The sequence below is a fragment of the Labrys sp. ALF-8 genome (assembly GCF_059699065.1).
Window position 1 is genome coordinate 1,702,945 of the sequence record NZ_AP048537.1, and the last position, 21,748, is coordinate 1,724,692.

Annotated in this window: 20 protein-coding genes; 11 read left to right on the forward strand and 9 right to left on the reverse strand. The window is 65.2% G+C overall.

Going from position 1 to position 21,748, the window contains the following annotated elements; genetic code table 11:
* Window positions 1-55: 55 nt before the first annotated feature.
* The 3 genes from pdxR (at window position 56) to AC6H34_RS07820 (ending at window position 4,063) form a co-directional block, all read left to right on the forward strand.
* Window positions 56-1,471, forward strand: coding sequence for a MocR-like pyridoxine biosynthesis transcription factor PdxR (gene pdxR, locus AC6H34_RS07810; RefSeq protein WP_497538415.1), 1,416 nt, complete (start codon window positions 56-58; stop codon window positions 1,469-1,471).
* Window positions 1,472-1,554: 83 nt separating this feature from the next.
* Window positions 1,555-2,247 (forward strand): 5-formyltetrahydrofolate cyclo-ligase, encoded by a 693-nt coding sequence (locus AC6H34_RS07815; protein ID WP_448151394.1) that lies wholly within the window; start codon window positions 1,555-1,557, stop codon window positions 2,245-2,247.
* A 268-nt stretch (window positions 2,248-2,515) separates the two neighbouring features.
* On the forward strand, window positions 2,516-4,063 hold the full coding sequence (locus AC6H34_RS07820) for an FAD-dependent monooxygenase (protein ID WP_497538416.1): 1,548 nt from the start codon (window positions 2,516-2,518) through the stop codon (window positions 4,061-4,063).
* Window positions 4,064-4,190: 127 nt separating this feature from the next.
* On the opposite strand, the gene AC6H34_RS07825 is transcribed toward AC6H34_RS07820, so the two are convergent.
* Window positions 4,191-5,279 (reverse strand): HPP family protein, encoded by a 1,089-nt coding sequence (locus AC6H34_RS07825; RefSeq protein WP_448150519.1) that lies wholly within the window; start codon window positions 5,277-5,279, stop codon window positions 4,191-4,193.
* Between the two features lie 141 nt (window positions 5,280-5,420).
* Here AC6H34_RS07825 and recR point away from each other — a divergent pair, with 141 nt between their 5' ends.
* From recR to AC6H34_RS07845, 4 genes are all read left to right on the forward strand, one after another.
* Window positions 5,421-6,023 (forward strand): recombination mediator RecR, encoded by a 603-nt coding sequence (gene recR, locus AC6H34_RS07830; protein ID WP_448151393.1) that lies wholly within the window; start codon window positions 5,421-5,423, stop codon window positions 6,021-6,023.
* Between the two features lie 134 nt (window positions 6,024-6,157).
* On the forward strand, window positions 6,158-6,460 hold the full coding sequence (locus AC6H34_RS07835; RefSeq protein WP_497538417.1) for a virulence factor: 303 nt from the start codon (window positions 6,158-6,160) through the stop codon (window positions 6,458-6,460).
* 23 nt (window positions 6,461-6,483) lie between these two features.
* On the forward strand, window positions 6,484-7,089 hold the full coding sequence (locus AC6H34_RS07840) for a methylenetetrahydrofolate reductase C-terminal domain-containing protein (RefSeq protein ID WP_448150517.1): 606 nt from the start codon (window positions 6,484-6,486) through the stop codon (window positions 7,087-7,089).
* A complete protein-coding gene (locus AC6H34_RS07845; RefSeq protein ID WP_497538418.1) occupies window positions 7,086-8,138 on the forward strand; it encodes a methylenetetrahydrofolate reductase in 1,053 nt (350 codons plus the stop codon). Before AC6H34_RS07840 ends, AC6H34_RS07845 begins: the two co-directional genes overlap by 4 nt.
* A 300-nt stretch (window positions 8,139-8,438) precedes the next feature.
* Here the strand turns inward: AC6H34_RS07845 and AC6H34_RS07850 are convergent, their stop codons facing one another.
* From AC6H34_RS07850 to AC6H34_RS07880, 7 genes are all read right to left on the reverse strand, one after another.
* The gene (locus AC6H34_RS07850) at window positions 8,439-8,807 is read right to left on the reverse strand and encodes a VOC family protein (RefSeq protein ID WP_497538419.1); all 369 of its coding nucleotides are present in this window, start codon (window positions 8,805-8,807) and stop codon (window positions 8,439-8,441) included.
* Window positions 8,808-8,920: 113 nt separating this feature from the next.
* Window positions 8,921-9,931, reverse strand: a complete 1,011-nt coding sequence (locus tag AC6H34_RS07855) for a CobW family GTP-binding protein (protein WP_497538420.1) — start codon at window positions 9,929-9,931, stop codon at window positions 8,921-8,923.
* On the reverse strand, window positions 9,928-10,818 hold the full coding sequence (locus AC6H34_RS07860) for a DMT family transporter (RefSeq protein ID WP_448150514.1): 891 nt from the start codon (window positions 10,816-10,818) through the stop codon (window positions 9,928-9,930). The genes AC6H34_RS07855 and AC6H34_RS07860 overlap by 4 nt, the downstream gene beginning before the upstream one ends.
* Window positions 10,819-10,906: 88 nt before the next feature.
* Window positions 10,907-12,229 (reverse strand): D-alanyl-D-alanine carboxypeptidase family protein, encoded by a 1,323-nt coding sequence (locus AC6H34_RS07865; protein ID WP_497538421.1) that lies wholly within the window; start codon window positions 12,227-12,229, stop codon window positions 10,907-10,909.
* 319 nt (window positions 12,230-12,548) lie between these two features.
* A complete protein-coding gene (gene choV / locus AC6H34_RS07870) occupies window positions 12,549-13,748 on the reverse strand; it encodes a choline ABC transporter ATP-binding protein (RefSeq protein ID WP_448150512.1) in 1,200 nt (399 codons plus the stop codon).
* Window positions 13,748-14,590 (reverse strand): choline ABC transporter permease subunit, encoded by an 843-nt coding sequence (choW, locus tag AC6H34_RS07875; protein WP_448150511.1) that lies wholly within the window; start codon window positions 14,588-14,590, stop codon window positions 13,748-13,750. The genes choV and choW overlap by 1 nt, the downstream gene beginning before the upstream one ends.
* A 205-nt stretch (window positions 14,591-14,795) precedes the next feature.
* On the reverse strand, window positions 14,796-15,746 hold the full coding sequence (locus AC6H34_RS07880) for a choline ABC transporter substrate-binding protein (RefSeq protein ID WP_448150510.1): 951 nt from the start codon (window positions 15,744-15,746) through the stop codon (window positions 14,796-14,798).
* Between the two features lie 468 nt (window positions 15,747-16,214).
* Between AC6H34_RS07880 and AC6H34_RS07885 the strand changes: the two genes are divergently transcribed.
* The 4 genes from AC6H34_RS07885 (at window position 16,215) to AC6H34_RS07900 (ending at window position 19,409) form a co-directional block, all read left to right on the forward strand.
* On the forward strand, window positions 16,215-16,997 hold the full coding sequence (locus AC6H34_RS07885; protein WP_497538422.1) for a 3-hydroxybutyrate dehydrogenase: 783 nt from the start codon (window positions 16,215-16,217) through the stop codon (window positions 16,995-16,997).
* Window positions 16,994-17,992 carry a patatin-like phospholipase family protein gene (locus tag AC6H34_RS07890; RefSeq protein WP_497538423.1) on the forward strand — a complete coding sequence of 333 codons (999 nt, stop codon included), beginning with the start codon at window positions 16,994-16,996 and terminating at the stop codon, window positions 17,990-17,992. Before AC6H34_RS07885 ends, AC6H34_RS07890 begins: the two co-directional genes overlap by 4 nt.
* A gap of 140 nt (window positions 17,993-18,132) precedes the next feature.
* Window positions 18,133-18,453 (forward strand): DMT family transporter, encoded by a 321-nt coding sequence (locus AC6H34_RS07895; protein ID WP_448150507.1) that lies wholly within the window; start codon window positions 18,133-18,135, stop codon window positions 18,451-18,453.
* Window positions 18,454-18,683: 230 nt separating this feature from the next.
* On the forward strand, window positions 18,684-19,409 hold the full coding sequence (locus tag AC6H34_RS07900) for an SDR family oxidoreductase (RefSeq protein ID WP_497538424.1): 726 nt from the start codon (window positions 18,684-18,686) through the stop codon (window positions 19,407-19,409).
* Window positions 19,410-19,564: 155 nt separating this feature from the next.
* On the opposite strand, the gene AC6H34_RS07905 is transcribed toward AC6H34_RS07900, so the two are convergent.
* Window positions 19,565-21,487 carry a potassium transporter Kup gene (locus tag AC6H34_RS07905; protein WP_448150505.1) on the reverse strand — a complete coding sequence of 641 codons (1,923 nt, stop codon included), beginning with the start codon at window positions 21,485-21,487 and terminating at the stop codon, window positions 19,565-19,567.
* Window positions 21,488-21,748: the final 261 nt, after the last annotated feature.

Consider the following 21,748-nt stretch of genomic DNA (forward strand, 5'->3'; position numbering starts at 1 on the left):
TTCGGATCACAAAAAAGCACCAAGTCCTGTATGAAATGCTGTACCATACCGGTCAATGACGGACAGGTTCGAGATCAGCATCGACCGTGCGGCCAGGCAGCCCCTCGCGGTCCAGATCCATCGCAGCATCAGCAGGGCCATCCGCGACGGCCGCCTGGCCGGAGGCGCGCGACTGCCCTCATGGCGCGATCTCGCCGCGCAGCTCGGCGTGGCGCGCGGAACCGTCCGCGCCGCCTATGAGAAGCTCGCCGACGAACAGCTGATCGCCGGCATGGGGGCGGCGGGCACGCGCGTCGTCTCACAGGGCGTGCCTCGCGGAACTGCCGATCCCGCGCGCGAAACCACACCGTTGCCGACGTTCTTCCAGGACTTCGAGCGCCCGCCCGCGGCCTTCCAGATGGGCGTGCCGGCGCAGGACGCCTTTCCCTTCTCGCTATGGTCGCGCATCATGGCGCGGAGCGCTCGGGCGGCGGCGGCCGCACCGGTGAGCTATCCCGACCCGCGGGGACATCCCGAGCTTCGGCAGGAGATCGCCGCCTATCTCGCTCTGGCGCGCGGCATACAATGCTCGCCGGCACAGGTTCTCATCACCTCGGGCTATGCTGGCGCCCTTGGCCTGACCCTGCGGGCCCTTCAGCTCGACGGTTGCCAGGCGTGGCTCGAGGACCCGGCATTCCCGCTCACCCGCTTCGCCCTCGAATTCGCACGCATCGTCCCGACTTCCGTGCCCGTCGACGGCGATGGGCTCGACGTCGAAGCCGGGATGCGCCTCGCGCCCGAGTCAAGGCTCGCGGTCCTCACGCCGGGCCAGCAGGCTCCGCTTGGCGTCACCCTGTCGCTTCCCCGACGGCTCGCCGTCCTCGAGTGGGCCCGGCGCACCGGAGCCTGGATCATCGAGGACGACTACCTCAGCGAATTGCAGCTCCGGGGCCGTGCGGCCCCGGCCCTTGCCTCGCTCGACGGGCATGGCCGCGTCATCCATGCCGGCAGCTTCAGCAAGACCATCAGCCCGGCCCTACGGCTCGGCTTCCTGGTGGTGCCGGCGGAGCTTGCCGGGCGTTTCGGCGATGTTGCCGCAGCCCTTTTCCCGGCCCCCGCCGCCTCGATCCAGCGGGCGGCAGCAATATTCCTCGCAGAGGGACATTATCTCCGGCATCTGCGCCGCATGAAGCGCCTCTACGCTGCTCGGCGCGAGACGTTGGCGGAGCGCCTTCGCGGTTATCGGCGCACCGACATGGAGGTCTACGTGACCGGCGGCCTGTCCGTACGCCTCGAACTGTCGGCGAGCACGGACGATCTTGCCGTCGCCGCCCAGGCGCTGCCCTACGGGATGGCGCCGGTGCCCCTCTCGCCCTGGTACCAGGCGTCACGCCGGACCGGCCTGCTCCTCGGCATCACCAACCTGGACGAGCGACGGCTGGCGGCGGACTGCGACCGCCTGATCGAGCTGATCGACGCCAATGGTGGCTGATGTCCGCCCTTGGCGGGAGCGCGTCGCCTGCGGGTAAGCCCGACGGGACGGGAGGCCTAACCTCGCTTCAGGAGGTCATCGCCATGAGCGTACCCCACGACGAAGACCCGCATAACCTCGCCTCGCCGGCCTGCTACCTGCACGAACTCTCGCCTGGCGAAGGGGGCCTCGGCGATGTCAGCCCGGCCGCGCAGCGTGCCGCCATCATGCGCTGGCGCCGGGCCGAAAGGGAGCGGCTGCTGGCCCAGCGTGTCGCCATGCCTTCGGATCTGCGGCATGCCCACGCGGGCCGCATCGCCGCCCATCTCGACGTGCTCCTGCCCACGCTCGAGGGCAAGGTCGTCAGCCTCTATTGGCCGATGCGCGGCGAGCCGGACCTGCGGGCCTGGCTTGCCTCGATCCTGGAGCGCGGGGCCATCGGGGCCTTGCCCGTGGTAGCAGAGAAGAACAAGCCGCTCGTCTTCCACCGCTGGCAGCCCGGGGAGAAGCTGAAGCGAGGCTTCTGGAACATACCGGTGCCGGAAAAGGAAGATGTCGTGACGCCCGACATCGCCCTTGCTCCAATCGTCGGCTTCGACGAGGAAGGCTACCGCTTGGGTTATGGCGGCGGCTATTTCGACCGCACCCTGGCGGTTCTGCCGCAAACGCGCCGGGCCATCGGGGTAGGATATTCCATGTTCGGGATCCGGACGATCCACCCGCTGCCCCACGACATCCGCATGGATGCCGTCGTGACGGAGGCTGGGCGCATGGACCCAGCCATCCACGGGCCATAGCCCGGCGATCCGGAACCAGCAGTTGCTCCGACAGCCGGGCCCGCGTCCGTTGCAGGTCCATCGCGGCAATGTTATGTACCCCGCGTCGGAAAAGGCAGACTTGGTTTGGTAAGCCCAAGTCCTTTCGGTAACGAAAGCTCTGGTCTTTGGCTTCGTGCATGAGATCCCCACGACGAACAGCGGATGCCGCGAAAGCGTCCGACCGTTCGTCCGTGTGGTTCCCAAACCCGAGGAACGCTCCGGTCGAACATCGACACAGGAGCAGTTCATGCAAAACCACCACCCGGACTATTATGACGTCGTGATCGCCGGCGCCGGCCCCGTCGGCCTTTTTCTCGCATGTGAGCTGCGGCTCTTCGGCCTTTCGGCCTTGGTGCTGGAGAAGGCCGAGGATCCCCGCTCGCCTCTGAAACGCCTTCCCTTCGGAATGCGCGGCCTTTCGGCTCCCACCATCGAAGCCTTCTACCGTCGCGACCTGCTCGGCACCCTCGCCGGGGTGCAGCGCGCGAACGACGCTTCGGGCGCCACCAGCGCTGCAGCCCACTGGATGCAACAGCAGCGCCGGCCGGCCGGTCATTTCGCCGGCATCCAGTTCTTCCACGACGATATCGACGCCTCGCAATGGCCATATCGCCTGCCGAGCCCGGCCGGCACCCACATGATGGTGGACATGGAATCCCTCGAAACCGTTCTGGCGGCTCGGGCAAGCGCTGGCGGCGTCGATATTCGGCGTGGCTTGGCCGTCGAGGAGACGGAGCAGGCGGACGAAGGTGTGACCATCCGCGCCGCCGGGCAGACCTTTCGCGGCCGCTGGCTCGTCGGTTGCGATGGCGGCCGCAGCACCGTTCGCAAGGCCGGCGGCTTCGACTTCATCGGCACCGATCCCGAATTCACCGGCTACTCCGTCGAAGTCGAGATGGACGATCCGGGCAAACTACAGCCGGGCCGGACATACACGCCAACGGGCATGTATACCTACGCACGGCCCGGAACGATCGCGATGGTCGATTTCGACGGAGGCGCTTTCCACCGCACCCGGCCAATCACGCTCGAACATGTCCAGTCCGTGCTGCGCCGCGTCTCTGGTACCGACGTCACCCTGACGACCCTCCGGCTCTCCGCCACCTGGACCGACCGCGCCCATCAGGCGACCGCCTATCGCCGGGGGCGGATACTGCTCGCAGGCGATGCCGCCCATACCCACTCGCCCCTGGGCGGCCAGGGGCTCAATCTCGGGCTCGGCGACGTGACGAATCTCGGATGGAAGCTGGCCGCAACGATCCGCGGGGACGCCCCGGCCGGCCTGCTCGATACCTATAAGGACGAACGTCATCCGGTGGGAGCCGGGGTGCTGGACTGGTCACGGGCGCAAGTCGCGCTCATGCGCCCCACCAGGAGCACGCGTGCGCTCGAGGCCATCATCCGCGACCTCATCGGCACGCGAGACGGGGCGACTTATTTCGCCGAGCGCGCGTGGGGCCTTGCCCTTCGCTACGATTTCGGCGGCGATAACCCGCTCGTGGGCCGCAGCGTTCCCGATTTCGAGCTCGCGGATGGGAGGAGGATCGGAGAAATCCTGCGCGATGGCAAAGGCCTGTTGCTGGATTTCGACTCCCGTCCATGGCTTCAGGTGCTTGCCAGCCGCTGGGGCGGGCGGATCAGGCATGTCGCTTGCGACGTCAGGGAACGGCTGGGCTTGAGCGCCGTGCTCGTGCGTCCCGATGGATTTGTCGGCTGGGCCAGCCAAGGCGCTCCCGACAGTGGGGAAGTCGCTGCGGCCGCCACGCGATGGTTCGGCGAGCCCGGCAGCGCATGAGGCCATGGTTTTCTCCGCCTCGCTCAGATGGCGCGCATCATCTCAACGCGGGGAAGCTTGGACGCCAGGTATCCTTCCGCACCAGCGTTCGGGTTCCTGGCAACCGGCTTCTGTCCGGACGCGGCCCTCATGAATGGCGGAGATCAGCGTCCGCAGCAAGCCGCGCCGTCGCTGCCAACAAGTCCGTCTGCGTCACCAGACCCACGACATGGCCGGTGCCGTCGGTGATCACCACGGCATGGGCGCTGCCATCCGTCAAGCGGGGGAGGAGGCTCAGGGCGGGCGCCGACGGGCTGGCAACCTCCGCCTCGCGCATGACTTCATGGACGCGGTCGGCCAGCCGCACAACCTCGCGCAGGCCCACCGTACCGGCAAGCCGGCCCGCCTCGTTCACCACCGGCAATGTACGGATATTGTGTTCCAGCAGCAGGTTGCGCGCTGTCTGCAAGCTGGTTTCAGGTTCGACGGTGATCACGTCGCGAGACATGATGTCGGCACAGGCAATGTCGCCGTGGCTGCGCAGCAGCGCACGCTCCTCGACCCGCCGCAGCAGGCGGTCGAGATCTTCGCGATCGATATCGAAGGCCTCGCCGAGATCTTCCAGCGCGCCGTCGACATCCTCGCCACGAAAGCCCACGCGCTGCGAAGGGGCAGGATCGCGCGTGCCATGCGTGCTCGCCGGCACGGGGGCCGGCCTATGCGGATAGGGGTGACGCGAGAAGCGATGGAAGAGGCATCCCAGAGCCACCAGCAGGATCGAGTTGAGACCCACCGGGACGAGCGCAAAACCGAAGCCTGCCGCCGCCACGGCAGGCCCGCCGATCACCGCGGTCAGGGCCGCGGCGCCCCCGGGCGGATGCAGGCATCGCGTGAGTGACATCACCGCGATGGCAAGGCCCACGGCGAGGCCGATCGCGGCCAGCGGCTCATGCACGAAACGGCAGACGACGATGCCCGCCAGCGCCGAGAGCGTGTTGCCCCCAATGATCGACCAGGGTTGGGCCAGCGGGCTCGCCGGGACGGCGAAGAGGAGCACGGCCGAGGCGCCCACCGGCGCCACGATGTAGGGCAGATACGGATCCCTCCCGAAGGCCAGGGTGCAGACGAGACCGGTAATGCCGATGCCGACGACGGCGCCGAGGCAGGCGAACAACCGGTCGCGAAGGGTCGCACCGGCCAGGATCGGCACGAATAGCTTGGAAGGAAGGATCGGCATTTCAAACCAGGAGGCGCAAGCGGGAGTCGCGGATATATCGCAAAGCGATACTTGTGCTCAAGTATTGGGCATTGTGGCAGTTTGGCGCTGGGAGCACTGAAATCCCTCGCGCAGAGGCGGCAAATCACCTATCTGATCGCCATGCCATCCGTGACCGGCCCCGAAATCGAACGCCTGATCCAGCTCCTCGCCCGTCTGCCGGGGCTTGGTCCCCGTTCCGCACGCCGGGCCGCTCTCACGCTGATCAAGAAGCGCGACCAGCTGATGCTGCCGCTTGCTTCGGCCCTGCAGATCGCCTGCGAGCGCGTGGTGGTTTGCTCCACCTGCGGCAATATCGACACTTCCGATCCCTGTACGCTGTGCGCGGACCCGCGCCGCGATGATTCTCTGCTCGTCGTGGTCGAGGACGTTTCCGACCTGTGGGCCCTGGAACGCGCCGGCGTGGTCAATGCTCGCTACCATGTCCTGGGAGGGACGCTCTCCCCGCTCGACGGTGTAGGCCCCGAGGACCTTTCCATCGACAAGCTGGTCTCGCGCGTGGCGGAGGGCCGCGTCGGCGAGGTCGTGCTGGCGCTCAACGCGACCGTCGACGGCCAGACCACCGCCCACTATGTCACCGACCTCCTGGCCCCGACCGGCGTCAAGGTGACGAAACTGGCGCACGGCGTGCCGGTCGGAGGCGAGCTTGACTACCTGGACGAGGGCACTCTGGCCGCAGCGATCCGCAGCCGGACACCATTCTAGCTGGGAGCGCCGACATCCTGTCCACTCTCGGAAACGAGGCGGTGGCAGGCAAGGGCGGAACCTGTCCGGCTCCTCCTTTCGAAATCGTTGTTTGTTCATGAGCGGACGGGATGTCCGCGCCCCCAGGATCCGACATGCCCCAGCTCATCATCACTTATTGGCGCGACATTCCCACCATGGTGGCAGCCAAGCAGGGCCGTACCAGCGCGAAACGCGAGTTGAGCTCGCGCTTCGGCGAGGCGGTCGACATGGCGGCCATGCGTTCGGATGCCGCCGCGACCGACGACTACCTTGCCGAATTCCGCCGCAGCGCCCCCATCGAGTGCGGCGACGACCTCGAAGCGGAAGTTTCGGCAGCGGCTGCCAAGATCGAGGCGGAATATGACAAGGCCCGGCTCGTCGCTCTTGCCAAGAATGGCGGCAAAGAGAGCAGCTAGCTCTCCCAATCGAGTTACCGCCGATGCGCACGCCTGCTGCTTTTGAAGCCAACGGAAAGCCACCGCGGGACGCCAGGAAATTCGCCTTGCGATTCTGGGCCATCCGCAACTCATCCGCCATGGAGCGGATGTACGATGCCCTCGAATGGACACTGGTGAAGCTTGCCCCCGTCTTCACCGCCATCGGCTGGGAGCGCATGGAGCGGCCGGTTGCCAGGATCGAGAAACTGGTGAAAGGCACGCTGTTCGACTGCAAGATGTGCGGGCAGTGCGCTCTCTCCTCCACCGGCATGTCCTGCCCGATGAACTGCCCAAAGGGCTTGCGCAACGGCCCCTGCGGCGGCGTGCGCGCCAATGGCAACTGCGAGGTCTATGCCGAGATGCCCTGCGTCTGGGTGAAGGCCTATGAAGGCTCGCAGAAGATGACTGGGGGTTCGTCCATCACCGTTCCGGCCAAGCCCGTCGACCATCGTCTGAAGGGCACTTCGTCCTGGCTGTCGGTGGCGAGGGAAAAGTCGGGCTACAATGCCCGTATCGCGGCCGAGAAGGCAGCTGCCGCGGCGGCGGCCAAGGCCAAGGCTGCGTCCGCCAAGACCGATGGCGCCAAAACCGGGGGAGCCAAGGCATGAGCACCCAGACCCGCCTGCCTCATCCCGACGATTTCGGACCGCATCCGGCCGCCCCCCTTCCGGAACTGCCGGGCCACTCCTCGCGCGGCAGGCTGGAGCGCGTGCTGCGCCGCGGCGAGTTCGCCGTCACAGCCGAGCTCAACCCACCCGATTCGGCCAATCCCGACGATGTGCTGGAGCGCGTGAAGCCCTTCGAGGGCTGGGTCGACGCCATCAACGCCACAGACGGTTCCGGCGCCAATTGCCACATGTCCTCTGTGGCGATCTGCGCCCTGCTGACGCGCGTGGGCTATTCGCCGGTGTTCCAGATCTCCTGCCGCGACTACAACCGCATCGCCATCCAGGGCAATGTGCTGGGAGCGGCCGCGCTCGGCGTCTGCAACGTGCTGTGCCTGTCCGGCGACGGCGTGCAAAGCGGCGACCATCCGGAGGCCAAGCCGGTCTTCGACCTCGATTCGACCGCCCTGCTGCAGACCATCCGCACCATGCGCGACGAAAGCCGCTTCCTCTCCGGCCGCAAGATCACCACGCCGCCCTCCATGTTCATGGGCGCGGCGGCCAATCCCTTCGTGCCGCCCTACGATTTCCGCCCGGTGAACCTCGCCAAGAAGGTCGAGGCGGGCGCACAGTTCATCCAGACGCAATATTGCTTCGACGTGCCGCTGCTGGAGCGCTTCATGGCGCGCATCCGCGACATGGGCCTGGACGAGAAGTGCTTCATCATGGTCGGCGTGGGGCCGCTCGCCTCGGCCCGCACGGCCAAGTGGATGCGCTCCAACGTGCCGGGCGTGCATGTGCCCGACGCGGTGATCAAGCGTCTCGAAGGCGCCGCCGACCAGAAGGAGGAAGGCAAGCGCCTCTGCATCGACATCATCCAGCAGGTCCGCGAGATCAAGGGCGTCTCGGGCGTGCATGTGATGGCTTATCGCCAGGAGGAATATGTCGCCGAGATCGTGCATGAATCCGGCGTGCTCGCGGGCCGCACGCCCTGGCGCCGCGACATGGCGCCAGGCCCGATCCCGCATGAGGAGATGGTAGCGGCGCAATAGGTCCCAAACCGCGGGTCATGACGAGGCGATCGACATCAAGCCATTGCAAAGCAGAATGCATTCAGCCAGCCCGCGGTTCGGTATTGGAACGAAACGTTTACTCGCAGCGAAGGCGGCGCGCCGCGATTTCCAGGATCTGGTCGGCGCCGGTGCCAGTCAGGCGCAGCTCATGATCCTGCCTCGTTACCATCAAATGCTTCGCCATGTTGGCTCGCAACTCAGTAAAATTGACATATGCTGTTTGATCGCCTCTACCGCACGTAGACGCTAAGGTGGGGCGATGGCAAAGATACGGAACCGTCACGCCGCCGGCGAGAACACCCTGAGGCGGTGGCCGTCCGGGTCAAGGAGCACGAAGCTGCGTCCGAAATCGAGATCGGTGGGCTGCTGCAGCACCCGGACATCCCTTGCACTCCACTCGGCGTATATCCTGTCGACGGCAGCGGCGTCCGCTACCTGGAATCCGACCTCGGCACCGCCGGCCTGCGCGACGGGAGCGGGTTCGGCCGTGTACCTGTTCCATAGTCCCAGGCGAAGCCCCGATTCCAGGACGAACAATGCGAAGGTGGCCTGCTCCTCCACCGGTTGCTGGCCGAGCAGGTCGCGGTAGAAGGCAGCACTCCGGCGTGGGCTGTCGACGAAAAGCAGGACGTAGTTGACGTTCGGCATGAAGGCCTCCTCGTGTTGGAACGAGGAGAGCCTAACCAGTCACCCTGTCAGTTTCTGGCAGGAACACGATGGGATCATCGGCACTGGCACTGTGTGAGGCTGTCCCGGCGACCTCAGAACGCCAACGGATTGTTCGTCAGTGCCTCACGGTCGGGCGCATCGAGGCGGACCTCGCCGGAGAAGGCCGCGAACAGGTCCTCGATCCTTTGCCGGTCGCCCCCCTTGGTGATCAGCACGATACGGGTGCGATCGTCCGCATCCGGCCAGGCAGGCAGGCGCTCGGGCGCGTGGAGCACGTGCTGCACGCCCTGGACGACCACGGGCCGGAGCGGATCGTCCGCAAGCTTCACCAATCCCTTGAGCCGCAGCAGGCTTTCGCCGTAGCGCTCGCGCAATTCGTCGAGGAAGGCGATGAAGCGGTGAGGCTCCATGGCGGTGGAAGTGGCAAGCACGAAGGAGGCGATCGATGCGTCATGGGCGCTGAAGAAGGGCCGAGGCTTGCGTGCGACCGCCGGCACAAGGCTACCGGCGGAGAGCAGGTCGGCCGGCAGCACGTCCTCGACACGCTCGATCCGGGCGCGTGGATTGAGTGCGGCCAGCCGGGCGGTGAAGGGTGATGGATCGGCCACGAGATCCGCCTTGCTGACCAGGATGCGGTCCGCCACTGCGAGTTGGGCAACGCTCTCCTCATGCGCGTCGAGCAACGCTTCGCCACGCTGGGCATCCGCGACGGCGATGACGGCGGCAAGGGCATAGCCGGCAGCGACGATCTGCGGGGCGAGCAGTGTCTGCAGCACGGGAGTTGGATGGGCGAGACCTGTGGTCTCGATCACCACGCGGGCGAAGGGAGGCAGGCTGCCGGCGGCGCGGCGAGCTGCGAGGTCGGCCAGCGTGTCGAGGAGGTCGCCGCGCAGGCTGCAGCACAGGCACCCCGAGGAAAGCAGCACGACGCCGTCGCCCGATTTCTCCACCAGGAGATGGTCCAGCGCCACGTCGCCATATTCGTTGATCACCACGGCCGTGTCGGCCAGCGCCGGATCCCTGACGATGCGATTGAGCAGGGTGGTCTTGCCGGCACCGAGGAAGCCGGTGAGCACGAAGGCGGGGATGACAGGTACGCTCATGCCGGCGCCGCCTGCTTGCGGCTTTCAGCGAGGACCGAAGCCATCACCGCGATGAGAACGAGTGCGCCGCCGCTGACCTGGGCAACGGCAAGGCTCTCACCCAACACCTGCGTCGCCAGCAGGATGGAGGCGACCGGCTCGGCACAGAACACCAGGCCCAGCGCGGCCGGCGGCGTCAGCCGGGCGGCGAGAAGATGGAAGCCGAAGGCCAGCACGAAAAGCAGGATGTGCATGCCGGCGGGCATGCCGGCGGCGACCAGAACCGTGGGTGGGTCGAGGCGGCCAGCGACGAGGCACCCGGCGAGCGCAATGGGAATGAGGATAAGCTGGGTCCAGAAGCCCGCGATCACGGGCGTCGAACCGCGGGTCGCCCTTGCAGCGCAGAAGAACTGGGCGGCCGCCGCGAGCGCGCCGGCCAGTGCCAGCGCCAGCCCGCGCCAGTCGAGCGCGGTGAAGTTCGGACCCAGAGCAATACACAGGCCTAGGAAGGCCAGCGCGAAGATGCCGAGCCTCGCCGGCGTCAGCCTCTCGCCGTCCACGAGCGGCGCGACCACCAGGATCATCAGGGGATAGGTGTAATAGAGGATCGTCGCGACGCCCACCGGGATGAAGGCCACCGACGAGATGTAGCACAGGCCGACGAAACTGGTGGCGACCCCCAGTCCCAGGACTGCGAGGCGACTGCCCGATGGCACCGCCAGCGACCGGCTCTGGCCAAGGCCGAGCACGCCGAGCAACGCCACCAGGATGAATGCGCGGTAGAATACCAGCGTGGGCCCGCTCGCGCCGGCCTGGGCGGCGAGCTTGGCATAGGGCACGTTGGCGCCGTAGCACAATGCAGCCAGCAGGCCGATGCTCAGTCCGGAAAGGATGGTGTTACGCGACATGGCGGTCCGGTGTGCCGGTCTTCAGGCCGGCATCGAGGAAGCGCGGATGAGGGCAATAAGAATGCCGGCCCGAAGACCGGCATGTTGTTCACCCCTCCGGCTGCGTCTTCTTTTTCTTCTTCGGATCGGCCGGCTTCACCGCCTTGGCGGACTTGGCCTTGGCAGGCTTTTCCTCCGCCTTCTTCAGGTTTTTCCGGCCCTTGTTGAGCTTGGGGTCCGTGAGTTGAGACGGTACGGCAAGGCTCTTGGCGGGATCGGCATAGCCGGTTGCCGTTACCTGGCCCTTCTTGCCCGCCAGCTTGGTGTTGGCCGGCTTGGCGGGCCTGTCGAGCAGGACGGGCGCATCGGCAAACTGGAACAGCGGGCGGCGCGTACCCAGATAGGGGCCGACGGAAATCGGCGGCGCCGTCACCCAGCTCGACAACAGGGGGCTCACCGTCACGGGAGGGCCGCCCGGCTCGCCCGGCAGTACCTCGGCCGTATCGGCGTTCTCCGCCGCCGCCGAACCACCCTTCTTGCGGGCGCAGGCTACGTCTCGGATGTCGGACGGACCGGGATAGCTCGAAGGCCTGAGATCCGTCGCCAAAGGCGCCTTGGTGAAGAAGCCGCCACCGGAATTGGTGTAATTCGACTCGAACAGCGACACCGCCTGGTTCGTGCGATCCTTCGGCGTCGGCGCGCCCATAACCACGGTGATCAGCTTGCGACCATTGCGCGTGGCGGTGGCCACGACGTTGAAGCCCGACGCGCAGATGAAGCCCGTCTTCATGCCGTCCGTACCGGGATAGCGATAGACCAGGGCATTGTGGGTGCGCAGCACGCGATCGCCGGACTGAATGGTCTGGATCTGGAAAAGCGAGGAATACTGGGGAAACTGGGTGATGATCGCATCCGCGATGATCGCCATGTCACGCGCCGAGGTGACCTGGCGCGGATCAGGCAGGCCGTTGGGATTGACCCAGTGGCTTTCCGCCATGCCGAGCGCCCGGGAATTGGCGTTCATCTCGTCGGCAAATTTGTCGATCGAGCCCGAAACACCCTCCGCGAGCGCCACGGCAATGTCGTTGGCGGAATGCACCACGAGCATCTTCAGGGCATCGTCCACGGTAATCATGGTGCCGACGGGATAGCCCATCTTGGACGGAGCCTGCCTGGCGGCGCGGGGCGTGATCACGATCGGCGTACCGCCGTCGATACGGCCGGCCTTGATCGCCTTGAACACGGTGTAGGCCGTCATCAGCTTGGAAAGGGAGGCTGGGTACCAGGGCCTTGTCGCATCGTTCTGCTGCAGCACCCGGCCGGTGGCAGCGTCGACGACGATGGTGGGGTTGGCGCTTGCGATGCCTGCGGCGAAACCGGAAGCGAGACTTGCCGCGAGAATTGTGGCAACGGCGCGTTTCATCATACCCATCAGTTCCCCTTTCGGATTCGGCGGCGGCCACACATCCTCCCGAAGGGGGCATTTTGATGGCCGTATGATAGACCCGCGCGTAAAAGCCGCCAGCGGAGTCACAAGTATCGCTGCAAAAAATTAACGGATCAATGACGATTGCACGCGCGCAAACAGGCTTCTTCGCGCGTTTTTCTGGGCTCAGTTCTGCATCATGCCCGCATTGCCTGTCAAGAAGGCAGGGATTGCTCGGTTCTACTGGCGAAGGGATGGCAAATAGCCAAGCAGGCCGAAAGCGGACGGGCTTCCACCCGTCCGGATCGGCCCGCCGGAAAGGAATTTACGCCGCCGCATCCTGCTTGCGCAGCACGGCCTGCAACACGTCCTTGACACCGATGGCGCCCACGAAGCGATTGTTCTCGTCGAACAGCGCGACGGGAGCGGTGTCGGCGTTATGCATGGCCAGCATCACCGTCTTGAGTGAGGTGCCGGGGCTCGCCCAATAGCAGGGGCGCTCGCCATCGGGTACAGGCGTCTCGCACTCGGAGCAATGGACCCAGGCACCGCGCACGCCGTCCCGCTCGGCCGCCAGCACCTGCCCGTTGGCATCGACCTTGAAGCGCGTGGTCTTGCGGCTGTCGAGCCAGATCCAGCCATCCTCGCCCTTTTCGAGATCGCGGGCGTCGCGCATGACATGCCAGGCGGTGAGCACGCTGAGCGGGTTCACATTGGCGATGAACTCCTGCACGTAGTCGTTGGCCGGACGCAGCACGATGTCCTCGGGCCGGCCCGACTGTACGATGCGTCCGCTCTCCAGGATGGTGATGGTGTTGCCGATCTTGAGGGCCTCCTCGAGATCGTGGCTGACGAAGATGATGGTCTTCTTCAGTTCCTTCTGCAGCTGCAGCAGTTCGTCCTGCAGCTTGGTGCGGATCAGGGGGTCAAGCGCCGAGAAGGGCTCGTCCATCAGCAGGATCGGGGCCTCCGTGGCGAAGGCGCGGGCAAGGCCCACGCGCTGCTGCATGCCGCCCGAAAGTTCATGGGCAAATTTGTGAGCCCACTGGTCGAGATGGACGAGCTTGAGCTGCTTGTCCACCCTGGCCTTGCGCTCGGCCTCCGGCACGCCGGCGAGTTCCAGCCCAAAGCCGACATTCTCCGCCACCGTCCGCCAGGGCAGCAGGCCGAACTGCTGGAAGACCATGGCGACCGCGCCCTGGCGGACCTGGCGGAGCGTAGCGGGGTTGCAGGACACGACATCCACCATCCTGTCGCCCGACTTCACCAACACGGAGCCGCGCGTGACCTTGTTGAGGCCGTTGACGGCACGCATCAGGGTGGACTTGCCGGAACCGGATAGGCCCATCAGCACGCTGATCTCGCCTTCCTTCACCGTGAGGTTGCCGTCGGCGCAGCCCAGCACCGAGCCCGTCTTCTCCAGGATCTCGGCGCGGGTCGCACCGGCATCGAGCATCTTCAGGGCCTCGGCCTGCTTGGCGCCGAAGATGATATCGACATTCTTGAAATCGACTGCGACGTTCATCAGTGCGCTCCCTTCACACGGCAGAGGCGGTCCAGCATGATCGCCAGGATAACGATGCAGGCGCCCGCCTCGAAGCCACGCGGAATGTTGAACTGGCCCATGGCGCGCACGACGTCGACTCCGAGGCCCTCGGCGCCGACCAGACCGGCGATGACGACCATGGAGAGGCTGAGCATGATGCACTGCGTGACGCCCGCCATGATGGTGGGCAGCGCATGGGGCAGTTCGACCTTCCATAGCAGCTGGTGCTTCGTGGAGCCGAAGGACTCACCCGCCTCCTTAAGCGCCGTCGGTGTCGAGGTAATGCCGAGATAGGTCAGGCGCACGGGAGCGGGCAAGGCGAAGATCAGGGTGGCGATCAGGCCGGGCGCGGCGCCGAGGCGGAAGAGGGCGACCATGGGAATGAGATAGACCAGGGTCGGCAGCGTCTGCATCATGTCAAGGATGGGATGCAGGAAATGGTAAAGCTTGGGCCGGTGCGCCGCCATCACGCCGAGGGGGATGCCGATCGCCATGGCGACGGCCGCGGACCAGGCCACGAGCGACACGGTCTTCATCGTGTTGACCCAGTAGCCCTGGTTCCAGATGAAGAGCGAACCCAGCAGCACGAAGAGGCAGAGTTCCCAGGACCGCAGGCGCCACCATGCAAAGGCCATCACGAGCAGGATGACGACGATCGGCGGGGGGTAGGTCAGGACCGCGGAGGTGCCGTTGACGAGGAATTCGATGGCGATGCGCAGCGGATCGAACAGCCATGTCGTACAGTATTTCTGCAGAAATACGATGATCTGCTGCATCAGCGTGCCGAACGGCAGCTTGTAGTTCGTAACCCATTCGAACATTACGTCCCCCGCATGCTACGATAATAAGGCATGATCGGGTCCCGCCCTTGCCGGGCATGTGTCTCGATCAACGCTTCTTACACCGGTCCCTTGCCAGGCGCCTGGATGGGCATTTCGCCGGCAACCGGTACGGTCTGGCCCGCGACGTGGGTCGGGGGCGCGAGGCCGAGGGAAGGGCAGCATGCCCTTCCCCGCTCTGCCCGTATCAGAGGCCAAGGCTCTTCTTGACTGCGTCGAGGCCGGGCTGGCCGTCGAAGGTGGTGACGCCCGCAAGCCAGGCGTCGAGCACGCCAGGATTGGCCTTGAGATATTTCTCGGCCGCGGCCGGGCCGTCCATGCCGTCACCGGTGATCATCTGCATCACCTGGTTTTCGAGATCCACGGTGAACTTCAGGTTGGCGACGAACTTACCCGCATTGGGGCAGTCCTGAGACCAGCCGGCACGCTCGTTGGTGTAGACCTTGGCGGCACCGAAGTTCGGCCCGAACGTGTCATCGCCGCCCGTCAGATACTGGATCTTGAAGTTGACGTTCATCGGATGGGGCGCCCAGCCGAGGAAGACGATGTCCTCGTTGCGGGCGACCGCGCCCTGCACCTGGGCAAGCATGCCCTGCTCGGACGACTCGACGAGCTGGAACTCCTTGAGGCCGTCCTTGTTGCCGTCGATCAGGCTCTGCACAAGGCGATTGCCGTCATTGCCGGGCTCGATGCCGTAGATCTTGCCCTGCAGCGAGTCCTTGAACTTGGTGATGTCGCCGAAGTCCTTCAGGCCCTTGTCGTAGGTGTACTGGGGCACCGCCAGCGTATACTTGGCGCCTTCCGGCAGATTGGCGGCGACCTCGATGACGGACTTGTCCTCGATGTAGGCCTTGCGGTCGTTTTCCATGCTCGGCTGCCAGTTGCCCAGGAACACGTCGATGTCCTTGCTCTTCATCGAAGCATAGGTAACGGGAACGCTGAGAACGGTGGTGGTGGGCGTGTAGCCCAGGCCCTGCAGGATTCGCGAGGCGATCGCGGTGGTCGAGGTGATGTCCGTCCAGCCGACATCCGAGAACTTGACCGTCTTGCAGGCCTCTGGATCGCCTGCCAGCGCAGCTGATGTCGTGACCCCCACGGTCAACGCAGCTATCGCAAAAATCTTAGCAAAACCCGTCATTTCATATTCTCCCGGAAAACGACGTAGATTGTAACCGGGCGCTGGCCCGACCCAACCTTGTTGTATACCCCTCAGACCCCTCTTGGCGGATCAAACTCTTGTCACGAAGCGGAATCCCCATGACAATTCAGCACGAAAGGCGGTCATTGTCCCCTTAATTCGCAGCGCTGGATGACGCTACGGAGCCCATGCCGCCTCGCCCGCCACGGCCGGCTGTTCCGGTCTCGCGGCAAGCGTCTAGATACTTTATTGATTGAACATACAATCAATGAAATGTGCAAATGCTTTGCATGAGCACGACGCTCTATGTCACACCTGCGCCACTTTCACCGTATGGTGATGCGGTGCAATATTCGGATTGTCGAAAACATCACGCGACTGCCTCTGCGCGAACGGAGCATCGGGCCCTCCGCTCCCCTTGAGGCACATCTGCGCGGCCGGCGTCGCCCGGCGTTGGAAGGATTGATCATGCTCAAGAGCAAGGCTGCCGTCGTGACCGGCTCGACCTCGGGTATCGGCCTCGGCATTGCCCGGGCACTGGCTCGCGAAGGCGTCGACGTCATGCTCAACGGCCTGGGCGATGCCGGCGAGGTCGAGAAGATCCGCGCCGATATCGCCGCAGAGTCGGGCGTGAAGGTGATGTTCTCGCCGACCAACCTGATGGAACCGGCCGCAGTCAAGGCGCTGATAGCCGATGCGGAGGCTGCCTTCGGCAGCCTGGACATCCTCGTCAACAATGCAGGCATCCAGTACGTATCCCCCATCGATGAGTTTCCCGACGACAAATGGGAGGCGATCATCCGGCTCAACCTCATGGCCGCCTTCTACGCCATCAAGGCTGCCCTGCCAGGCATGAAGAGACGAGGCTGGGGCCGCATCATCAACACGGCTTCCGCCCATTCGCTGGTCGCCTCGCCCTACAAGTCGGCCTATGTCGCGGCCAAGCACGGCATAGCAGGGTTGACCAAGACGGTCGCGCTCGAGGTCGCCCGCCAGAAGATCACCTGCAATGCCATCTCGCCCGGCTATGTGTGGACGCCGCTGGTGGAGAAGCAGATCCCGGACACCATGAAGGCGCGCAACATGACGGAGGAGCAGGTCAAGAACGACGTGCTCCTCGCTGCCCAGCCAACCAAGGAATTCGTCACCATCGAGGAGGTCGCCGCCATGGCCGTGTTCCTGTGCTCCGACGCCGCCGCCAACATCACCGGCGCCAACATGTCGATGGATGGCGGCTGGACAGCGGCATGAGCGCCAAGCCCGTCAGCCTGGCGCTGCAGGGCGGCGGAGCCCACGGCGCCTTCACCTGGGGCGTGCTCGACGCCATCCTGGAGGATGGACGCCTCGACGTGCAGGCGATAACCGGCACGAGCGCGGGGGCGATGAATGCCGTCGCCCTTGCGGCCGGCCATCTCGATGGCGGGACGGAAGGCGCGCGGAGACAGTTGGAGAGCTTCTGGCGCGAGATCAGCCTCGAAGGCCGGCTCTCGCCCATCCGCCGACCCGTGCTGGAGCGGTTCATGGGAGGCTGGTCGCTGGCCGATTCACCCGGCCTCGCCCTGCTCCAGAGTTGGACCCGCCTCTTCAGCCCCTACGACTCCAATCCGCTCAACCTCAATCCGTTGCGCGATTTTCTCGCGCGCATCATCCCCTTCGACAGGCTGCGCGCGAGCCGGCAGATTCAGCTTTTCATCGCCGCCACCAATGTGCGGACCGGCGACATCCGCGTCTTCAGGAATGCCGAACTCAGCGCCGACGCCATAATGGCTTCCGCCTGCCTGCCCCAGATCTTCCAGGCGGTGGAGATCGACGGGGAGTACTACTGGGATGGCGGCTATCTCGGCAATCCCGCCCTCTTCCCCCTGCTCGACTGCACCACGCCCGACGACACCATTCTCGTCCAGATCAACCCCGTGCTGGTGCGCGCGGTGCCGGAAACGGCCGGCAGCATCGCCAACCGCCTCAACGAGATCACCTTCAACGCCTCTCTCCATGGCGAACTGCGCGCCATCGCGCTCATGCAGCGGCGCGCGCAGGGCAGCGACAGCCTGCACGACATCCGCATGCATCGCATTGCGCTCGGCGAGCGCGACGATCTCGATGCGTCCTCGAAGCTCAACACCGAATGGGAGTTCCTGCTGTTCCTGCGCGACCACGGCCGTCGGGCCGCCCGGCGCTTCCTCGACCGGCATTTCGAGGCGATCGGCGTAACGGGAACGCTCGACCTGAAGGAATTCGCACCTTGATGGGCGCGCCGGCCGAGTGTCGGACCTCACGCCTTCCAATCGGCGCACGAATACCCTAAAGCTGCGCTCCAGGAGGCCACGTCCTTCGCCCGCCAGGGTTCGATGTCCGGGACGGCCCGGCCCTTTGAGAGGAGGGCCGCATGGCCTGGGTGTTTCTGATCGTCGCCGGTATCCTGGAAGTGGTCTGGGCCTTCTACATGAAGCAGTCCAACGGCTTCAGCCGGATCGTGCCCACCGTCATCACGCTGGTGACGGTGACAGCGAGCTTCGTGCTCCTGTCGGTCTCGATGAAGTCTCTGCCACTCGGCACAGCCTACATGATCTGGACCGGCATCGGCGCCGTGGGCGCCTTCGTGGTCGGTGTGCTCGTCCTCGGCGAGGAAGCCAATGCGATGCGGATCGCGGCGGCCGTGCTGATCGTGGCGGGCCTGGTGATGATGAAGCTTTCGACGCCGGCGTAGAGGGACGCTGGACTTGCATGCCCATCCATGCATGCGGATCGAGGTCAGTCCGGTCACCCATTGGATGGCGACACCCATCACGATCCTGGCGACGGGAACTTGAGCACCACTCCGCCGTTCCGGACTGGCCGTCGCCCGACATCCCGGTTGACTTGCCCGCCCAAGCTGCGCCAGATTTGTTGCGAGAGCAGACAAACTGCTCCGTGATGGGATGAAATGCGGGAGGACTGGTGATGGCGACGAAGCCGCTGGTGATGATAACGGGCGCGGGAACGGGAATCGGCAAGGCTTCCGCGCAGGCCTTCTCCAAGGCCGGCTATCCCCTTCTCCTGCTCGGCCGGCGGCTCGATGTGCTGGAAGGCCTCGGCCTGCCCGACAGCGTCTGTCTCTCGGTGGATGTCCGCGACCGAGAAGCCGTTGTCGCGGCCGTTGGCAAGGGTGAGGCCGTCCACGGACCGGTGGATTGCCTTGTCAACAATGCCGGCATCGCCGCGCTCTCGCGCGTGGAGGAGCAGGACCCGGCCGAATGGCGCGATCTCCTCGACATCAACTGCCTCGGCGTCCTCAACTGCATGCATTCGCTGATGCCGGCCATGAAGGAACGCCGCCACGGCACGATCATCAACATATCCTCGATCGCCGGGCGCAAGTCCTATCCGTACCATGACGTGTATGGCGGTACGAAATACTTCGTGCACGGCGTCACCGAAGGGGCGCGGCGCAGCATGGCCCCCCACGACGTGCGGGTCATCGTGGTATCGCCCGGCCTGACTGAATCGGAGATATCCGGCACCATGCATAATGCCAACGCACGCGATTTCTGGCAGGCCGGCAAGGACGCGGTGGGCGCCATCTCTCCGGATGACGTCGCCAACACCATCCTGTTCGCCTACCAGATGCCGCAGAACGTCATCCTGCAGGAACTGACGATCACCCCGACGCGCCAGGAATATTGAATGGAAGCGGGATGCGCTCGTCCGTCGAGCGCTGGTCTTACGGACAAAGCGCACCAGGCAATGAGGAGCGATCACCGAGCGCCCTCTTGCCAGCCGGCAGATGCGGCCGTTTGCGTGATTGTCGATCGGTGATCGACAATCCGGTTCGTGACCGCTTACATCAGAACCTGCGTCCCGATCTCCACGACCCGGTTCGAAGGGATGGAGAAGTAGTCGCTGGCGTCATCCGCATTGCGGGCGAGGATCATGTAGAGCCGGCGCTGCCAGCGCCACATCGTCGGCTTGGCGCCGCCGCGAAGGTGCCGGCGGGACAGGAAGAACGACGTGTCCATGATGTCGAAGGACCAGCCGGCCTTGCGGCAGAGCGCCAGCGCCCGCGGCACGTTGGGGCTCTCCATGTAGCCGAACTGCACCCGCATCTTGGTGAAGGAGGCCGAGACTTCCTCCATCGTGATCCGCCCGCCGCCGGCGACCGTGGGCTCGTCCGTGGTCTGGATGGTGAGGATCGCCACCTTTTCATGCAATGCCTTGTAGTGCTTGAGGCTGTGCAGCAGGGCGGTGGGCGTATAGTCAGGATCCGAGGTCAGGAAGATCGCGGTGCCCGGCACACGGGTGATCGAACCCTTCTCGATGCTCTTGACGATGGTCATCAGCGGCACTTCGGTCCGGCGCGTCTTGTCGAGCACCATGCGGGTGCCCACGCGCCAGGTGATCATCACCACCATGAGAGCGCCTGCGATCATCAGGGGCACCCAGCCGCCGTCGAACACCTTGAGCAGGTTGGCCGAGAGAAAGACGAGATCGATCAGCAGGAAGGGCGCGATGATGAGGCCTGCCGCCACCATGGACCAGCGCCAGACCTTCCAGATCACGAGGAAGGCCATCATGGCGGTGACCACCATGGTGGTGGTGACGGCGATGCCGTAGGCGGACGCCAGGCGCGAGGAGCTTTCGAAGGCCAGGACGAGAATGAGCACGCCGATGAGCAGGATGGTGTTGACCTGCGCGATGTAGATCTGGCCGGACTGGTGCTCGGAGGTGTGCAGCACTTTCATGCGCGGCAGCAGGCCGAGCTGGATCGCCTGGCGCGTCAGGGAATAGGCCCCGGTGATTACCGCCTGGCTGGCGATGATGGTGGCGATGGTGGCCAGGACGACCATGGGTACCAGGAACAGCGGGTTCTGTGGCACCATCATGTAGAAGGGATTGTCGAGGATTGCCGGCGTCGGGCTCTTGAGCACCAGCGCGCCCTGGCCGAGATAGTTCAGGGCGAGCGACGGCAGTACCAGCACCATCCACGCCATCTGGATCGGCTTGCGGCCGAAATGGCCCAGATCGGCATAGAGCGCCTCGGCGCCGGTGACGGCGAGGAACACCGCGCCGAGCGCGACGAAGCCGATATGGCCGTGGCTGAGCATGAAGGCGACCGCATGCCAGGGGTTGAAGGCTGCGAGCACCACCGGCGCGTCCTTGATGTGCCACAGGCCCGCAAGCCCCATCACCGCGAACCACACCACCATGATGGGGCCGAAGAAGGCGCCAACCCTTGCCGTCCCGTGGCTCTGCACCAGGAAGAGGCCAAGGATGATCACGACTGTGATAAGGACCACGAACTCATCGAGGGCGGGCGTCACCAGCTTCATGCCCTCGACGGCCGACAGGACGGAGACGGCGGGCGTGAGGATCGCATCGCCGTAGAACATGGCCGCGCCGATGGTGCCGAGGACGAGCAGGGTGGTGCCGGAACGCCCGAGAGCGCGCTGGGCCAGTGCCATGAGCGTGAGGGTTCCGCCCTCGCCCTTGTTGTCGGCGCGCAGGAGCAGCAGCACATATTTCAGCGTGACGATGACGATCAGGGCCCAGAGGATAAGCGAGACGACGCCCAGCACGGCCTCCTGGCTCATATTTGTTCCGCCGCTGGTGGCCGCGTGCAGCGCTTCTCGGAAAGCGTAGAGGGGACTGGTGCCGATATCGCCATAGACGACACCGATCGACCCCAGGGTCAGCGCCCAGAAGCCGCCGCCGTGACCGTGGTCGCTGCTTTCTTCGCCGCTGTCAGCGGCGGTCATGAGCCCCATAGCGGGCCTCCGTTGGATGACGTTGGGATCGGGCAGGTCAGATGAGCCCGGCGGACTGACGATATCTCGCGTGGATTCAGTCGATCTTGGATTCAGTCAATCTCAAACATGCCGCGACCGGACCGTGGGTGCGGTGCAGCAGGCGCGGCCTCATACACTGTTCCGCGATATCGGCAAAGGGGTGTTCCATTAACGCTACGCTGACCTGACCGGCGAATTTCGCGGGGCTGGGCAGAACGGACGGTGCCCTGGCGTCCCGCA

Bases quoted from the DNA above. Each gene is read 5' to 3' on its own strand.
- AC6H34_RS07905 (WP_448150505.1), bottom strand. From the start codon at position 21,487: ATGGGGCTCATGACCGCCGCTGACAGCGGCGAAGAAAGCAGCGACCAC.
- AC6H34_RS07860 (WP_448150514.1), bottom strand. From the start codon at position 10,818: ATGTCGCGTAACACCATCCTTTCCGGACTGAGCATCGGCCTGCTGGCT.
- AC6H34_RS07850 (WP_497538419.1), bottom strand. From the start codon at position 8,807: ATGCCGAACGTCAACTACGTCCTGCTTTTCGTCGACAGCCCACGCCGG.
- AC6H34_RS07880 (WP_448150510.1), bottom strand. From the start codon at position 15,746: ATGACGGGTTTTGCTAAGATTTTTGCGATAGCTGCGTTGACCGTGGGG.
- AC6H34_RS07885 (WP_497538422.1), top strand. From the start codon at position 16,215: ATGCTCAAGAGCAAGGCTGCCGTCGTGACCGGCTCGACCTCGGGTATC.
- AC6H34_RS07855 (WP_497538420.1), bottom strand. From the start codon at position 9,931: ATGAGCGTACCTGTCATCCCCGCCTTCGTGCTCACCGGCTTCCTCGGT.
- recR (WP_448151393.1), top strand. From the start codon at position 5,421: ATGCCATCCGTGACCGGCCCCGAAATCGAACGCCTGATCCAGCTCCTC.
- AC6H34_RS07865 (WP_497538421.1), bottom strand. From the start codon at position 12,229: ATGGGTATGATGAAACGCGCCGTTGCCACAATTCTCGCGGCAAGTCTC.
- choW (WP_448150511.1), bottom strand. From the start codon at position 14,590: ATGTTCGAATGGGTTACGAACTACAAGCTGCCGTTCGGCACGCTGATG.
- AC6H34_RS07845 (WP_497538418.1), top strand. From the start codon at position 7,086: ATGAGCACCCAGACCCGCCTGCCTCATCCCGACGATTTCGGACCGCAT.
- AC6H34_RS07815 (WP_448151394.1), top strand. From the start codon at position 1,555: ATGAGCGTACCCCACGACGAAGACCCGCATAACCTCGCCTCGCCGGCC.
- AC6H34_RS07895 (WP_448150507.1), top strand. From the start codon at position 18,133: ATGGCCTGGGTGTTTCTGATCGTCGCCGGTATCCTGGAAGTGGTCTGG.
- AC6H34_RS07820 (WP_497538416.1), top strand. From the start codon at position 2,516: ATGCAAAACCACCACCCGGACTATTATGACGTCGTGATCGCCGGCGCC.
- AC6H34_RS07890 (WP_497538423.1), top strand. From the start codon at position 16,994: ATGAGCGCCAAGCCCGTCAGCCTGGCGCTGCAGGGCGGCGGAGCCCAC.
- pdxR (WP_497538415.1), top strand. From the start codon at position 56: ATGACGGACAGGTTCGAGATCAGCATCGACCGTGCGGCCAGGCAGCCC.
- choV (WP_448150512.1), bottom strand. From the start codon at position 13,748: ATGAACGTCGCAGTCGATTTCAAGAATGTCGATATCATCTTCGGCGCC.
- AC6H34_RS07840 (WP_448150517.1), top strand. From the start codon at position 6,484: ATGCGCACGCCTGCTGCTTTTGAAGCCAACGGAAAGCCACCGCGGGAC.
- AC6H34_RS07835 (WP_497538417.1), top strand. From the start codon at position 6,158: ATGCCCCAGCTCATCATCACTTATTGGCGCGACATTCCCACCATGGTG.
- AC6H34_RS07825 (WP_448150519.1), bottom strand. From the start codon at position 5,279: ATGCCGATCCTTCCTTCCAAGCTATTCGTGCCGATCCTGGCCGGTGCG.